Source organism: Dapis brunnea BLCC-M229 (genome assembly GCF_050015995.1).
In the GTDB taxonomy this organism is placed as follows: Bacteria; Cyanobacteriota; Cyanobacteriia; order Cyanobacteriales; family Microcoleaceae; genus Trichodesmium.
Genome location: NZ_JBNHEP010000310.1, coordinates 25,791 through 40,927, shown reverse-complemented (window position 1 = coordinate 40,927; position 15,137 = coordinate 25,791). Strand labels below are relative to the sequence as shown.

Sequence of the window (15,137 nt, the reverse complement as noted above, 5' to 3'; positions counted from 1 at the left end):
ACTTATCAAAATAATTGGGTCTCATACCATTTCTCAAAAATCTTACTATACCCGACTAGATTTTTCTTGATCATCAAATAATTAGTATGAGTTGTTTTAGCTCAGTAATTTAAGCATGATAAATGTTCGACTAAATTAAGTCGAGCATTTTTTATCTACTTTTTTTAACTTATCAAAATAATTGGGTCTCATACCATTTCTCAAAAATCTTACTATACCCGATCCGATGGGTAAGTGTGGGAGGTGGGGGAAGAGGAAAAGTAGTAATAATAATTACTAACTCACTAATAATTGCCAAAAACAGACTTTGAATCTTGGTAACTACTTGAGTGTTGAAGTATTACCGAAGTATAGCATTACTTTTGGTAATTGGTCTAAAACCCCAGTTTTCAAGGGGAAATGTTTTTGCTGGGTTCTCACGCATCCCCCTTACAAAAACAACTTCTGACTTCTAACTTCTGATAAAACCACAATTAGAAGACTTTTGGGATGTAGGTTCTCATCTATCAATGACTCTAAACTCTTCACCATATTTCTCGTATTTAGCCTCAGTTACATTTCTAAATTATTGCCAACCTCAATCTGAAATAGCCTTAGCTAATTTGTGATTCTTAACCATGACAGAAAAATTCAAACCTTCCAAACAAAACAATTGTTTGATTTTTACGAGTTAATTGTAGTAGAAAGTTTATATATGCAAAAAGTCAGTTCTAATATCAATTATTGTATAAAGTTTAGCTACTCTTAATTTAGTTTTTTCTTGACGTTTACTACCAAGAGTTTTCTGAAATAGTTTACGCTGAAACTTAGCTAACTTTTTAATATTTTTTTTAAGTGGTTTAGGAGAATTAAATTTTTCTCCGTTGCTCAAAGTTGTCAAAGTGGATACACCTAAGTCAATGCCAATAGAGTTATTTGTACTGTCTTAAAGACTTAGGATTGATATTAACTACAAAACTGGCAAAATAACGATTAGCACTATCTTTGATAATAGTTCTACAACTAGGTTCACTAGGTAGATTTATTGACCAAATAATCTTAATTTTGCCTACTTTTGGTATATATAGGGATAGGATCTAAATTTTTAAATTTAGTTGCTGAGGTATAGAATTATGGTTGAATAAGCACCTTAATTTCTACTAACTGACAATTTCTAAATAATTATGTCAATTAATCGAAAGTGAGAAATACTATGCTAAAACTTTGAGAGCTTCTGGTTTAACAATAACTTGGACTCCTGAGTTAACTTTAATGTGCCACATACCGTTAGGTAATTGATTTAGTAATTCTACAGGTTTACCTTGATCCGCTTCTAGTTGGTCGCTGGGAGAATTAACTAAAACAACAGTGGTTGATGATTCTTTTGGAGATATTAAATTAGTAGAGAGAGGAGAAGTTAGAGGAGCAGAGTGTTCTGAAAGAGTTACTAACTGCATCCTTAGTTGGGTTAATTTGTTTTGCAGTTCTTGATTTTCTGTTTGATATTGTTGTGCTTGTTCTCTTAGTTCTTGATTTTCCTGAGTTAATCTTTGAACTTCTAGTTTTAATCTCTGAACTTCTACACATTCGTCGATACTAACATTACAAGCTTTAGCTATAACTTTTTTAATTAGAGGACTGTACATAATCTTTCAAAAATGAATTAGAGTTAATTGTTTTGATTGAAAGAGAAGTTATCGTTTTCTTTAACTTCCCTTACCTATTCTTATAATGTTCTATTTTTTCCATAGAGTATGTGACCCCTTATAGGATTTTAATGTGATTAAAATCACTCTAAAAATTATGGGTCGATGATGGGATAACTCTCAAGGAGAACAAACCTTTCTAGTTAATAGTAATTAATACTTAGATTACTTAGATAAGTTTTTTCAGCTAAGTATAATTACTTCTACTTGTTATTACACTTCTTAATCCGGAAAGAAAATTAATTGAAGTCAGTCAAAGAGCCGATCTAATCAATAATTCGTAGATCCCCTTCATCTTGAGAGTTGAACGGATCTTTGCACATATTATCTGTTTTGTCAACCTATTTTTAGAGAAAGAGTTTTTTATTTAATGTAAGATAACCCATAGTTTATGGTACTACTTTCTATTGCAGATACCATCAATTTATAATATTTTATTTGGTATTTTGTTAAAGCTTATCTTTTTCAATGTATTATTGAGATAATCGCCTATTTTTTGTTAAATTAAGCTAGGCGAGATTTTGATGTTCACACTAAAAAGCAATAAATTTTAACTTTTTTTAATAAAATTTAAAGAAGCAAAAAAAACCCCTGATAAAATTTGGAAAAAAGATTGTTACGGCATGAAATTGCCGGAAGAATGTTTGAAGATGAATATGATTTAGCCAAGGCAATTAAACAAAGTCTTTGTCAAAGGAGTTATGGGGAAAAATATCAATTAAATCCATATAAATTTAACTATAATTGCTTAAAGATAAGAGATACAAAATGATCTATCTTTTTAACGTTTATTGAGGGCAACCTACTTACCTAACACTCTCCGGAAACTCAGCCTTTAAAACTGGTAAAACTGGACAAGGTTTTTGCGACTGTAAATTTTCCGGTTTATTCCAAGTAAAAGGCGCTAACTTTGCAGCAGACATCCACAACAACTTTTTTGCCCTAGTCATTGCCACATATAATAACCGAAATTCTTCACCCATCTTTAAATATCCTGCCTCTTCCCAAGCTTTAGAAATATCTGGCAAATCTTCCCTTTGCAAACTTGCGCGAATTTGTGCCCTCGCCACTTCAGCTAAGTCAAAATATCCTAAAAAATTAGCCTGGGGTAAAACTCGTAAATTACCAGGAATTATATTTTCATGCAAAAAAGGTAAAAAGACAAAATCCCAATCTAACCCCTTAGCTTTGTGCATAGTAATAATAGTAAGTTGCCGTTCGTGAGTATAATTTTGCTCTGAATTTTCCCCCATTTCTTTTGAATTTTCCTCCGCTTCTACAGATTCAAATCTCTCGGAATTTACAATTTCACTTAACACTTCTAACATGGCATTCATCGAACTATTACCAGCAGTTTGTTTAGCAACTCTTTCTGCTAACTTATCCGCAGTTGCCAAATCTGACTGTTCATATTTTAATTCCAAAGCTAAAAAAGAAATTAACTGATATAAAGGTAATTCAGATTTTGCTCTGAGCAAACTACGACAAAAATCTCGACATTTACGCACCTTTTCTGACTGATATGGATCGAGAGGACCAGGGTAAAGAAATTGTTCTAATTGAGAAGCAAAAGCATTATAATCTTGCTGCGGAATTAAGTGGCGATCGCCCAAAACTTTCAAAGCAGATTTTAAATAATCTGGAGAATGAGGGCGGTCAATAAATTGCATTAATGCTAATATTTCTGCGGGAATTTGAGAGTGACGTGCCCCTTGAGAAACGTCATGTATTTTAATACCATATTTTCCTAAATCAATATCGATTCCATATTTTCCAGGATTAGTAAAAGTATCTGCAATAAATTTGCCTTGTTTATTTTCCCGCACTAATACAGCAAACTTACCTTCAGGATTTTCTTTAAACAAACTAATTATGCGTTTACCCATCAACTCAAGTGTTTGATAAATATCTCTAGGTTCATATATTTCTAAACCACCACCAGTAGCTAAAGGATTCTTATTTTTTTCTGATTCTTTAGCTTTTACAGGATGAATATTTTGGTCTCTAAATGCTTTTTCCTTTCCTGCTAAGTTGGAATTATTTACCCACTTCAACACAAAATTAGCTGCATCAATAATTATCTGACAACTCCGACCTGCTTGTTCCATAACTGCCAATTTTTCTAACTGTTCACACTCTTCACAAAATCGCCGAAAATCTATTGGATCTGCTGGGGTAAATGTAGAATTAATTGCTTGGTTTGGGTCTCCCACACGCATCAGATTTAGATGACTTAATTTTGATAATCTTTCTTCCTGAGCAATAGAACTAAAATCTAAGTTACTATCATTATTTTCACTGGATGTAGCAAGTATCTCTAATAATTTAGTTTGCAAGGGAGTAGAATCTTGAGCTTCATCTTCAAAGACAGCAAATACTTGATTTTGCCACATTTTTCTAGCACTTTCATTCTGCAATACCCGTAAAGCTGCTAAAATCATTTCATCATAGTCAATTAATTGACGTTCCCTCAATATTTCCTGATATATTTGATATAAACTAGCAGCAATAGTCAAAACTTGATAACTATCATTTGTTTCGTTTCGTAGTTGCCATAAATCTTCAGGTTTAAGACCAGAACTTTTTGCCTGTTGAATCGCTTTCCAAGCTAATTGAGGTAATACTTCAGTGCGTAAAACTGACTGCCTTCTTAAACGTTCCGTTTCTTCTCCATCAAACTGACTTCCTTCAATTAAAAGTTGATAATGTCTCGGATTATTAGCAATCCAACTTTCTACACAAGTGCGAGTTATCTTATTACTAGGAGTAGGCAAAATTAAATTATAATTTTCTAAATCTAACTCAGATAATTCAGGATGACGTAGGGCAATACTTAAAGCCAAACCGTGCAAAGTATGAACAACAAAACCACCTTCAAAACTGCCTTTAGGTAAAGATAATTTCTCTAAAAATTTGCGAATTTTAACCCTAATATTATTAGCTGCCGAACGGGTAAAAGTAACAACAATTAATTGATAGTGACTATGTAATTTATAACGAGCGATCGCTAAAGCTGCTGCTGTTGCCATACCATAAGATTTTCCTGCCCCAGGAACTGCCGATACTGCTAAAGGTCCCCCTTTCCAGTCAGCCATTTGTTGTTGCCCTGGTCTCAAATTGAAAGGAATTTTTTGAATTGTTTGTTTTCTTAAAGCTGCTATAGATAAACCATTTTCTGTGTCTGTAGCATTAGTTTCAATATCAGCAGATGGAAATGTAAAATTATCGTCAAAATCGTCAGTCACCTTATTTTAAATCCCAAGTTAAAATTCAAGATTTAGCAATAAATATTAATGTTTATTTCTTCACAAATAAGCATTCAGCATTCAGGATCAGCTATTAGCTGTTAGCATCTCAATTATCAATTAAGTACCTAAACAAAATTATTTACCTATTCTAATTATATGGAATCTTTAGCAGGGAAAAAATTAAGCTTGTTTAGATGTGTAATTAATTTTGTGTACTTGCATTATCAATTACCCATTAAGCATTGGTGGCAAACCTCCATACCAAAAAGTGGCAAGATTTTTGACACCAATAAAATAGGATTGCTATGTCAATTATTAATTATCAATTATCCATTAGAGAGTGAATGCACAACTAAAGATTAAGACGGCCAGAGCGCTTAATTTTCGGTGGGTGGGGTACGGAAAGTTAAATTTTAGTTACGATTCATCATTATTGTCGTCTTTTCATGTTAGCGACAGCCGAAACCAACCCTAACCCTGGATTTAATATTCCTTTTACAAACAGTCTCTTATCCATTATTAATTATTAATTATTAATTATTAATTATCGTTGTAGCTAGGGGAAAATGAAGGTAAAAAGTTGTGCCTTTGCCTAGAATTGATTCAAAAAAAATCTCTCCACCGTGAGCATCAACAATTGTTTTAACAATAGCAGTTCCTAACCCTATACCACCCTGTTTTCCATAACTTACAAAAGCTTCAAATAAATTATTCTGAATTTCTTTAGGAATACCAGCTCCATTATCCGAAAATATAATTTCAACCCATCGTTCTTTTCTCTTAGCTTTAATTTCTATCTTGCCTTCATATTGATTGATAGCTTCTAAAGCATTAGCTAATAAATTTTGTAGGGCGCGGTTTATTTTGTTTTCATCAGCATTTATGATCAAACCCTCTTCAACAGAAACTATCAATTCTACAAAAGCAGAGTCAACATAAACCTGATTTAATTTAGCAAAATTTTGTAATAGGTTGGCTATATCAATTGGCTTACAATGTAATGTCGTATTTCCCTGAGAAAAAGCCAGCACTTCTTCCGCCATATTTAACATTCTCTGAACTTGCATAGAAATTAAATCACACCACTCTTGACTTTCTGGATCTGGATGGAGTTCTTTTAACATTGAACTTGATAATTGAATACCAGTAAAAGGGCTTCTAAAATCGTGAATAATAGTGTTGAGCATCTCTCCAATCAAAGTCATTTTTTCTTTATAAGCTAATTGATTGACATATTCAGTCGTCACACTCCGCAGTCTTTGAGATAAAATACTTAATATTTTTAAAACAACATCACCTTTTGTATTAGCTAATATATCTATTATAGAGTCATAAGAAATTTTAGCTACAATTGTTTCCTTAGATGCAACTACCCTGCCGCTCCTTGGTTGTTGATCTATAATCCCCAATTCCCCAAAATAACCATTTGATTCAACCGATGTAATCACAACATAATTATTACCTTCACCGCTCTTTTTAGTAACTTTAACTTCACCCTCTAGAACTAAGAATAAAGAATCTGAATCATCACCTTCTTCAAAAATAATCTCTTGCGGACTAAATTTTTTAATAATAGCAATCTGAGAAATTTGTGCAGCTTGCTCAGGTTCAAAATAGCGAATAAACTGATGTGATTCTAGTTTCATTTTGTGGTGTGATATTAATATTTTTAGGTTTAATAGTATTGGTGATGATAAATTAATCTACCATAAAAAATCTCTGGTGTCAAAAATTGTTAGTTCTATTACACAACAAAATTTTGAGCCTAGGAATTATAAATAAAGAAGAGTGAGCTAGTAAAAGATAAATCAAACTCAGAGAAATTATTGATCTAGAGCTACAGCATAGAAATTATCTCCTAATATATTCTTAATTATGTATAGCAATCCCTATTGTTTGTGTATATAAAATATATGGAAATTAGGGAATAGCTTGACTGGCAATGGATAAGAAGGGTAATAAATTCATATTTATTATGTATATTTTGCAGTTTTAAAAATCACTTATAACTGCTAGATTTTTATTACTAATTAACGGAACATGATCTGAATTTACCGTTTAAACTATAGCGAAAAAATCCTGAATTTTCTAATAGTAACTCTTGTTATTTAGCTAGTTTACTATTGTCCTGAGACAGTGATTGATAGTAGCTTCAGAAAATATCTGTGAATATAGAATATGGATTACACTGATTTCCAAAACAGAAAATATATCTGAGTAGTAAATATATAAATAATTTGGCCTAAGTAGGTCGGCGTTAAAAATTATCGTTATCAAAAGCCAGGTAGAGGTTGGGAAACCGTGGGATTGACGGCCTATTGGCGACGTACAGAGGGCAGCTATCCTGAAGGGAAAAGGTTTTTGAGAAACTTTACTTTTCGTTACATACTGAGGTCTTTTTGCGCCTTCTTACCGAAAAATTCAGGTATAAAGCCTCTCATGAGCAAGGAGAAACAAGCGGTCGTTTGCGGAGCATGACCTAGGATGGGATAGCGTACTTCGGAGCGGCTCTGCAAGAGGCCTCGCCCTTATAAGGCGAATTTTTAGTTAATTGGTGTTTCAATAAATATGTTTTAATTGATTAAAATTCAGCAATAAATATATTAGTCGCGGGCGGGCAGTCCGAGACAAAAAACGGACTTGGAGGCAAGTTTAAGACTACCCTCAAGGTAGCAGCAGTCTGTGAAACGTCAACTCACCCAAGAAGCTCACGCTCCGTAGGAATCTCCGCGCCTGACAGCTGGGGAGGATGTCAAATAATTATCTTTTTCCGCTCCCATTTAAGCTGTTCGTAACTCTGGTGTTCTGTCACTTTAGCAATGTTTTATGAAATTGGTATAAAATTATTTTATTAAATTGGTATACCTATATTTACAAATTGTTTTGCTTGTGTTAAGATAGAAGATATTCTAGTAGAAGTAATAATATTGATCGGTATATCCCTTCCATTATCAGGAGACATATTAGAAAAATTACTACTTGTTTACCGAATAATTAAAGTAAAAAGCCTCTCCTTTAAAGGAGAAACAAGCGGTTGTTTGCGGAGCATGACCTAGGATGGGACGGCGATGTCTCCTCGCTGACCTCCAATCTCCCCTTGATCAGAAAAAATTTTCACGCTCCGCGTAAATCCAATCCGTTTTAGGGAGAGGTAATTATCCATTAATAAACAGTACCAAATAGACATAGGCGTGAAAATCAAAAATCAAATCAATTCTTATCCAGAAATTATCAATTACTTCTCCCTGTTCCCTGTTCCCTGTTCCCTCTTTTCCGGAGAGGTCTAATAATCTAGATTCATGAAGAGGTGAGTAAGCTAAACTCTCAAGCTCCAACTTAAATCAGAGGCAAGAGAAGCAGTCCCTCATTAACTATCATCGACTATAAGGCTATCGACTATACCAGTATAATCAAGGATTTTGCTCAATTTCTGAGTGAATTGAAGTTAAAAAAATTACGATTTATGTAGGAAAAAAAATAGATTAGAAAATTATTGCTAACACTATAAATTTTATCAAAGGTAAACGAGTTTATAGCTTGCTCAAAAAAAAATCTCAACTTAGAGTTGTTTTTTACTCAAAATATGTGATAAAAATTTGAACTGCAAACTTGAGGATGAAAAGACCTCCTAAAATACTTAATTATTTATATAATATGTAATATAGAGAAAACTTTATTGACAGCAAAAACCCTAAAATATAAATTGTCTAAGTGTTTGAGCATAAAATATTATGGATAGATATTAACCCTGTGGAAACGAGAGAAAGGCAGGAATAAAATTAGATATTGTTAAAGTTTGGGATGAGCAACACATAAAAGATAAAGATAAAAAGCAGTTAATTGAGAGAACAAAGCTGGCAACTACCAAATCAAAGATAAACACTAAAAAAAATCAGAAAAAAAATACAAAAAGTTGTCAAATGATATATAATGAAAAACTACTACTAGCTAGCTGAAATTGCTTTATGTTTGATGCCCTTGCTGACCGCTTAGAAGTTGCCTGGAAAAAACTAAGGGGTCAAGACAAAATTACAGACTCAAATATACAAGAAGCCCTGCGAGAAGTACGTCGTGCCCTATTAGAGGCAGATGTTAACTTACAAGTTGTGAAAGACTTTATAGCCGAGGTCAGCACCAAGGCAAAAGGAGCAAATGTATTAACAGGAGTAAGACCAGACCAACAGTTCATCAAAATAGTCCATGATGAGCTAGCACAGGTAATGGGAGAAACCAACACTCCCTTAGTAAAAGCTGACCAACCGCCAACTATTGTCCTGATGGCAGGTTTACAGGGAACAGGGAAAACCACAGCCTCAGCTAAGTTGGCCCTACATTTACGGAAGCAGAACCGGAGTGCTTTGCTAGTAGCTACTGATATATATAGACCAGCTGCTATTGACCAGTTAGTTACTCTAGGCAAACAGATAGATGTATCCGTATTTGAATTAGGTACAGATATAGACCCTGTAGAAATTGCTCAAAAAGGAGTAGAGAAGGCCAAAGCAGATGGTATAGATACAGTAATTATAGATACAGCAGGTCGGCTACAGATAGACCAAAATATGATGGCAGAACTTGCCAGAATTAAAGCAGCAGTTAAGCCCCAAGAGACCTTGCTAGTAGTAGACGCAATGACAGGTCAAGAAGCGGCAACATTGACCCGTACCTTCAACGATCAAATTGGGATAACAGGGGCAATCCTAACTAAAATGGACGGGGATACAAGAGGTGGGGCAGCTTTATCAGTCCGTCGAATTTCTGGTCAACCGATAAAATTTGTAGGGGTAGGAGAAAAAGTAGAAGCTCTGCAACCTTTCTATCCAGAAAGAATGGCTTCTCGGATTCTGGGGATGGGAGATGTACTGACCCTGGTAGAAAAGGCTCAGGAAGAGTTTGACATAGCTGATGCTGAAAAAATGCAAGAGAAAATCCTCTCAGCTAAGTTTGACTTTACTGACTTCCTGAAGCAAACGCGACTGATGAAAAATATGGGTTCCCTGGGAGGAATTATGAAATTAATTCCAGGAATGAATAAAATAAGTGACGATCAGTTGCAGCAGGGAGAAACTCAGCTAAAACGGTGTGAATCTATGATTAATTCAATGACACGCCAAGAGCGCCGAAATCCAGAACTTTTAGCAAAATCTCCTTCCCGACGACGACGTATTGCTGGTGGTTCAGGTTATGCTGAGAAAGATGTTAGTAAACTGGTAAGTGACTTCCAAAGAATGCGATCGCTGATGCAGCAAATGGGCCAAGGCGGAATGCCAGGGATGGGGATGCCTGGTATGCCAGGGATGGGGATGCCTGGTATGCCAGGAGGTAAAACACCTCCTGGTTGGCGTAACCAGCAAGGTATGGGTAGTGGTAAAAAGAAAAAGAAGCAGAAAAAGAAAAAGGGCTTCGGGCAGCTTTAAAAGAAGGGACTACAACAGTCAAAAATACTTAGTAAAAAACTGTAGATTTGACAATAAATATCGAAATGTTGCCTAGATTACCAAAAAAATGGGTTTAGAGCAATGCTCTTCTAGGGTGGCTTTTTTATATTTTCAAGTGGCAGATAATAGACTTAGTATGATATAATATCCTTTACTATTCTATTATCAAAAAAAGGAGGTGAAGTAAATTGTATGGATGTCAACAAGATTTAATCAAAAATCCTCAACTTCTTCCCTTTTTGGAGTATTTGTGTACTACACCCAATAAACTTATTAATTGTGGGATTTATTTGGCACGTCAATGGTACTTTAAATTAAGCTATATCACAGGTAAATATGATTTAGAGAAACAATTAAAGTCAAATTTTAATTATAAATTTATTCATTCTCAAGCAGCACAACAAACTATCAGAACAGTGGCAGAATATTTTCAGTCCTACAGACAGCTTTTTCATCAGTATTTAGGAGGAGAGTTGTCAAACAAACCTCAACTTCCGAGATATGGAAAAAAAGCAGGATTAGGAGTTATAACTTATCCTAAACAAGCTATAAGATTGAAACAAAATAAAGTCAGAGTACCTTTGGGCAAAAAAGTAAAAGCTGCTTTTAAAGTTGATAGTTTTTTGTTGAATTTCCCCAAAAATATTGACTTTAAAAAAATTAGAAAAATCAGGATTAGACCTTGTAATAATTATTTTTATGTTGAGTGGGTGTATAAACTAGAAATCGAGCTAAACCAGGCTATGGAAAAAGATAAAGTTCTTGGTTATAGATAATGGCGTTAATAATTGGTTAGCTTGTCTTAGCAATGTAGGAACGAGTTTTATAATCATTGGCAGACACCCACCCCTTTAGTTCCCCTCCCGGGAGGGGATAGGGGTGGGTTGGTACAACAAACAGGTGGCAAAAATTAAGGAGAACAACCCTCAAGGATTTTGGTCAAAAAAGTTAGCTAACATCACAGAAAAACGCAATCGCCAAATGAGAGATGCAGTGAATAAAACAGCAAAATTAGTAGTTAATCATTGTCTAAAATATAGAATTGGCAGGATTATTTTTGGATGGAATAAGGGGCAAAAAGATGGTATAAATATTGGAGCAAAAAACAACCAAAAGTTTGTACAAATCCCCACTGCTAAACTTAAAGAAGGTATCAAGGATATGTTGTGCGAACTAAAAGGAATAGAGTTTGTGGAAACAGAAGAGTCTTACTATATCAAACCAAAAACGGTTTATTAGTTAATGCCGACGTTAATGGTGCAGGTAATATTCTCAGAAAAGTATCAACAACTTGAAGATTTTCTCTTAAATGGAGTTAGTAGAGGCAGCTTGATAATGCCTTTAAGGGTCCACTTTTAGATTGCTTAAGAATCCCCGTACTTCAGAGTGGGGAGTATCAAGATGAAATAATAGCTTATAATTTTAAACAGGAGTATAATCACTCGAAATGATCAAACTGCGATTAAAGCGATATGGAAAAAAACGGGAGACTAGCTACCGGATAGTAGCAATGAATAGCAATTCTCGTCGTGATGGCCGTCCATTAGAAGAACTCGGATTTTATAATCCTAGAACAGATGAAACAAGATTAGATGTACCAGCAATTACAAGACGCCTTGAACAAGGTGCTCAACCAACAGATACAGTGCGTGACATATTGAAAAAAGCCAATGTCCTTGAATCATCCAGAATCGGAGTTAACACCCAAGCAAATGTATCAGTTTCCAATGCAGAACCGACCGAAGCCATTACCAATACTGAACCGAGCCAAGCAACTGCCAATACCGAAACCAACGAAACCATTGACAGTGAGTCAACTGCAACAGCAACCATTAGCGAGTCTGAGGAACAACCACCAGTCAGTGAATCCTGATTATTCTGAAATAGTTAGGTCTTTAATTGAACCATTTCTAGAGTCACCAGAATCTTTACGAGTGGACTGTGAAGTTAACCCCCGGCAACCAAAAGCTTGGATTCGTCTGGCTTTTGATGAACCGGAAAAAGGGCGAGTCTATGGTCGTGGAGGACGTAATATCCAAGCGATTCGTACTGTATTAGCAGCAGTAGCTCAAGCAGCAGGTCAATCTGTACATTTGGAAATATACGAAGACCAGTCAGATATACAACGCTCTTATCATTCTGACTATCCAAGTAATCGAGAAGAAGGAGTATACAATAGAAGGATAATACCAAGTAGTCGCCTACCGGAAAACAGACACAGACTATCTCGTCATCGTGGTACAACTCCAAGTCCAATTAGATACAAAAGAAATGGACATGGAATGACATAAAAATCATCACTAATGCCACCACTAACCTCTATCAGGAATAGTGGGGGCATTTGAGTTATCAGTCAGCTTCCTGGGTCGTAACTTCCTTAAAAGTACCGACCGCTGAAGCTAGAGCCTTGAAATACTGCAGTTTATTTTTTTACCCCTTTAAAAGCTATGCTTTACCCATACTTGAAACCCTTTTCTGATAGGGAGATCGGGGTATGGGGGGAGAAAGAGAGCACGCATTACATCCAAGCCTCTAATTAAATCTAATTAAATACGTTTTAAATACGTTGACTCTCCCGAAATATCCATTTAATGGCAAATACATAACTTCTCTCTTTTGTCAAGTTTTATGTTAAGAAAGATGTGGGTAATGGATACCTTTAAAAGGATATGCTTGAAACCTTACTTTTTTGGTCAGTTTGACCATGACTGGCTGTAGTAGCGTGTCTAAGTTAAAATTATGGGTAAAACCTAACTCCCTGACCCCCTTCCCTGCTAGCGTTGGGAGAGTTTCTTCCCTCTCCTACAAGTAGAGGGGTTGGGCGAGAAGTCTTTATTTTCTCAAACTTAACCACACTCAGAAAGCTAGACCCGCTAGTAGAATAGCTAATTTCAACAATTCTAGAATGAGGATGAGACAAAGAAATATGTTGGCATGACAGAGGCACTAAAAATAGAATTGCCTAGTATTGATAGCGCGATCGCTCTTTCTGGCTATCAGGAAGAAAATATAAAACTACTGGCAAAACACACAGGGGCAAATATCGTACTACGGGGACAAGAATTACTCATAACTGGCACTGCAACTCAAATTGAGCGATGCCAGAAAATTGTATATTCCCTAGAAAGCCTCTGGAAGAATGGCAAAACTATCACTGGGGTAGAAATTCTCACTGCTCGCCATGCTATTGAGACAAACCGTCAGGATGACTTGGAACAACTTCAGCAAGACGTTCTGGCCAAAACCCGCCGTGGACTAGAAATTAGGGCCAAAACTTTTCGCCAAAGAAAATATGTGCAGGCCATTCGTATTAAGGATATGACTTTTTGTGTTGGACCAGCGGGGACTGGTAAAACATTTTTGGCAGCAATTCTAGCAGTAAAAGCGCTTTTAGACAACCAATATGAACGCCTTATTTTAACTAGACCTGCTGTCGAAGCAGGAGAAAAATTAGGATTTTTACCAGGAGATTTGCAACAGAAAATCAACCCCTATTTGCGACCTTTATATGATGCTCTTTATGAATTAATTGAACCAGAAAAAGTGAATACTTTGATGGAAAAGGGAGTTATTGAAGTTGCACCTTTAGCTTATATGAGAGGTAGGACTTTGAATAATTCTTTTGTGATTCTTGATGAAGCTCAAAATACCACTCCTGCTCAGATGAAAATGGTATTAACTCGCTTAGGTTTCCGTTCAAAAATGGTAGTGACAGGAGACATTACTCAAACAGATTTACCCCTAAGTCAAAAATCAGGATTATCTGTTGCTATGAAGATTCTACGGAATGTTGAAGGTATTGCTATTTGTGAACTATCTCAAGCGGATGTGGTACGACATCCTTTAGTACAGAGAATAGTTGCTGCTTATGAAGACTATGAAAAATAGGCGTTTTAGGGAGATGGGGAAATAGGGGGATGGGGAGATGGGGAGATGGGGGGATGGGGAGATTATTTAGAGAGGGATTTGAAAAGGGTAGTTTTGATAACCCGATTTGGTATGATTTACACATTAGACCTCTTGCAAAAGTTTTAATTAAATCAATTCAAGATATAAAATCAACAATTTCATTCCCCCTATTCCCTATTCCCTATTCCCTATTCCCTGACTTCTGCAAGAAGTCTATTATAAATTTAGGAATTTCATACCTAAAATCAACAACGCCGAAAAATAAATAATCAAAATAAATATTTATCTATGACTACTAACCTGAAAGATTTTTTAGAAGCTTGTGAACAACTTGGAACTTTACGTTTAATTGTGACAAGTAGTGCTGCAGTATTGGAAGTTAGGGGTAAAATTCAAAAGTTATTTTATGCTGAACTTCCCAAAGGTAAATATGCTAATATGCACGCCGATCTTTTTGAGTTTCATCTGAATATGGATCTGATTAAACAAGTAAAGTTTGAAACTGGGGAAGCAAAACGGGGAAATTTTACTACTTATGCGATTCGTTTTTTAGATAGTAAAGGTGAAGTTAGTTTGAGTGCATTTTTGCAGTGGGGAAAACCGGGAGAGTATGAACCTGGGCAGGTGGAATCTTGGCAAGATTTGAAGGAAAAATATGGTGAGGTTTGGGAACCTGCGCCAGTGGAAAGCTTGGAATCTTGAGTTAATTTTTTTAACAGTTTTCACCCAATTCAGTAAAAAAAGTGTTTCTAGGTGATGTTTCTTTGACTCAAAAGAGAGTTTCAATCTAAGAAGTTCAGGACTTACACACACCCTATTTTTTTGTAGTGGACTAATATCATGTCTGCTTGAATAGT

Annotated in this window: 11 protein-coding genes and 1 pseudogene; 8 read left to right on the top strand and 4 right to left on the bottom strand. The window is 35.3% G+C overall.

The window, feature by feature from the left end; all coding sequences use genetic code 11:
- Positions 1–688: 688 nt before the first annotated feature.
- On the bottom strand, positions 689–880 hold the full coding sequence (locus ACP6PM_RS35685) for a transposase (protein ID WP_426591609.1): 192 nt from the start codon (positions 878–880) through the stop codon (positions 689–691).
- A gap of 310 nt (positions 881–1,190) precedes the next feature.
- Positions 1,191–1,625 carry a hypothetical protein gene (locus ACP6PM_RS35680; protein ID WP_426591608.1) on the bottom strand — a complete coding sequence of 145 codons (435 nt, stop codon included), beginning with the start codon at positions 1,623–1,625 and terminating at the stop codon, positions 1,191–1,193.
- 673 nt (positions 1,626–2,298) lie between these two features.
- Here ACP6PM_RS35680 and ACP6PM_RS35675 point away from each other — a divergent pair.
- Positions 2,299–2,457: a hypothetical protein gene (locus ACP6PM_RS35675; RefSeq protein ID WP_426591607.1), complete on the top strand. Its 159-nt coding sequence runs from the start codon at positions 2,299–2,301 to the stop codon at positions 2,455–2,457.
- Positions 2,458–2,491: 34 nt separating this feature from the next.
- Here ACP6PM_RS35675 and ACP6PM_RS35670 read toward each other — a convergent pair whose 3' ends face one another.
- Together ACP6PM_RS35670 and ACP6PM_RS35665 are read right to left on the bottom strand one after the other, a co-directional pair.
- Positions 2,492–4,930 (bottom strand): ATP-dependent helicase, encoded by a 2,439-nt coding sequence (locus tag ACP6PM_RS35670; RefSeq protein ID WP_426591606.1) that lies wholly within the window; start codon positions 4,928–4,930, stop codon positions 2,492–2,494.
- A gap of 536 nt (positions 4,931–5,466) precedes the next feature.
- Positions 5,467–6,579 (bottom strand): ATP-binding protein, encoded by a 1,113-nt coding sequence (locus ACP6PM_RS35665; protein ID WP_426591604.1) that lies wholly within the window; start codon positions 6,577–6,579, stop codon positions 5,467–5,469.
- A gap of 2,319 nt (positions 6,580–8,898) precedes the next feature.
- Here ACP6PM_RS35665 and ffh point away from each other — a divergent pair.
- The 7 genes and pseudogenes from ffh to ACP6PM_RS35630 all read left to right on the top strand — a co-directional run bounded on the left by ffh (position 8,899) and on the right by ACP6PM_RS35630 (position 14,982).
- Positions 8,899–10,350: a signal recognition particle protein gene (gene ffh / locus ACP6PM_RS35660; RefSeq protein WP_426591602.1), complete on the top strand. Its 1,452-nt coding sequence runs from the start codon at positions 8,899–8,901 to the stop codon at positions 10,348–10,350.
- Positions 10,351–10,559: 209 nt separating this feature from the next.
- A complete protein-coding gene (locus tag ACP6PM_RS35655; protein ID WP_426591601.1) occupies positions 10,560–11,147 on the top strand; it encodes a hypothetical protein in 588 nt (195 codons plus the stop codon).
- A gap of 103 nt (positions 11,148–11,250) precedes the next feature.
- Entirely contained in the window at positions 11,251–11,610 is a 360-nt protein-coding gene (locus ACP6PM_RS35650; RefSeq protein ID WP_426591600.1) for an IS200/IS605 family accessory protein TnpB-related protein, read from the top strand.
- Between the two features lie 208 nt (positions 11,611–11,818).
- Positions 11,819–12,088: pseudogene (rpsP, locus tag ACP6PM_RS35645) on the top strand (30S ribosomal protein S16); the annotation flags it as partial.
- 145 nt (positions 12,089–12,233) lie between these two features.
- Positions 12,234–12,662, top strand: coding sequence for a KH domain-containing protein (locus tag ACP6PM_RS35640; protein ID WP_426591599.1), 429 nt, complete (start codon positions 12,234–12,236; stop codon positions 12,660–12,662).
- A 643-nt stretch (positions 12,663–13,305) separates the two neighbouring features.
- Positions 13,306–14,259 carry a PhoH family protein gene (locus ACP6PM_RS35635; RefSeq protein ID WP_426591598.1) on the top strand — a complete coding sequence of 318 codons (954 nt, stop codon included), beginning with the start codon at positions 13,306–13,308 and terminating at the stop codon, positions 14,257–14,259.
- Between the two features lie 309 nt (positions 14,260–14,568).
- Entirely contained in the window at positions 14,569–14,982 is a 414-nt protein-coding gene (locus ACP6PM_RS35630; protein WP_426591596.1) for a ChuX/HutX family heme-like substrate-binding protein, read from the top strand.
- The last annotated feature ends 155 nt before the right edge of the window (positions 14,983–15,137 follow it).

Bases quoted from the DNA above. Each gene is read 5' to 3' on its own strand.
- ACP6PM_RS35630 (WP_426591596.1), top strand. From the start codon at position 14,569: ATGACTACTAACCTGAAAGATTTTTTAGAAGCTTGTGAACAACTTGGA.
- ffh (WP_426591602.1), top strand. From the start codon at position 8,899: ATGTTTGATGCCCTTGCTGACCGCTTAGAAGTTGCCTGGAAAAAACTA.
- ACP6PM_RS35635 (WP_426591598.1), top strand. From the start codon at position 13,306: ATGACAGAGGCACTAAAAATAGAATTGCCTAGTATTGATAGCGCGATC.
- ACP6PM_RS35665 (WP_426591604.1), bottom strand. From the start codon at position 6,579: ATGAAACTAGAATCACATCAGTTTATTCGCTATTTTGAACCTGAGCAA.
- ACP6PM_RS35680 (WP_426591608.1), bottom strand. From the start codon at position 1,625: ATGTACAGTCCTCTAATTAAAAAAGTTATAGCTAAAGCTTGTAATGTT.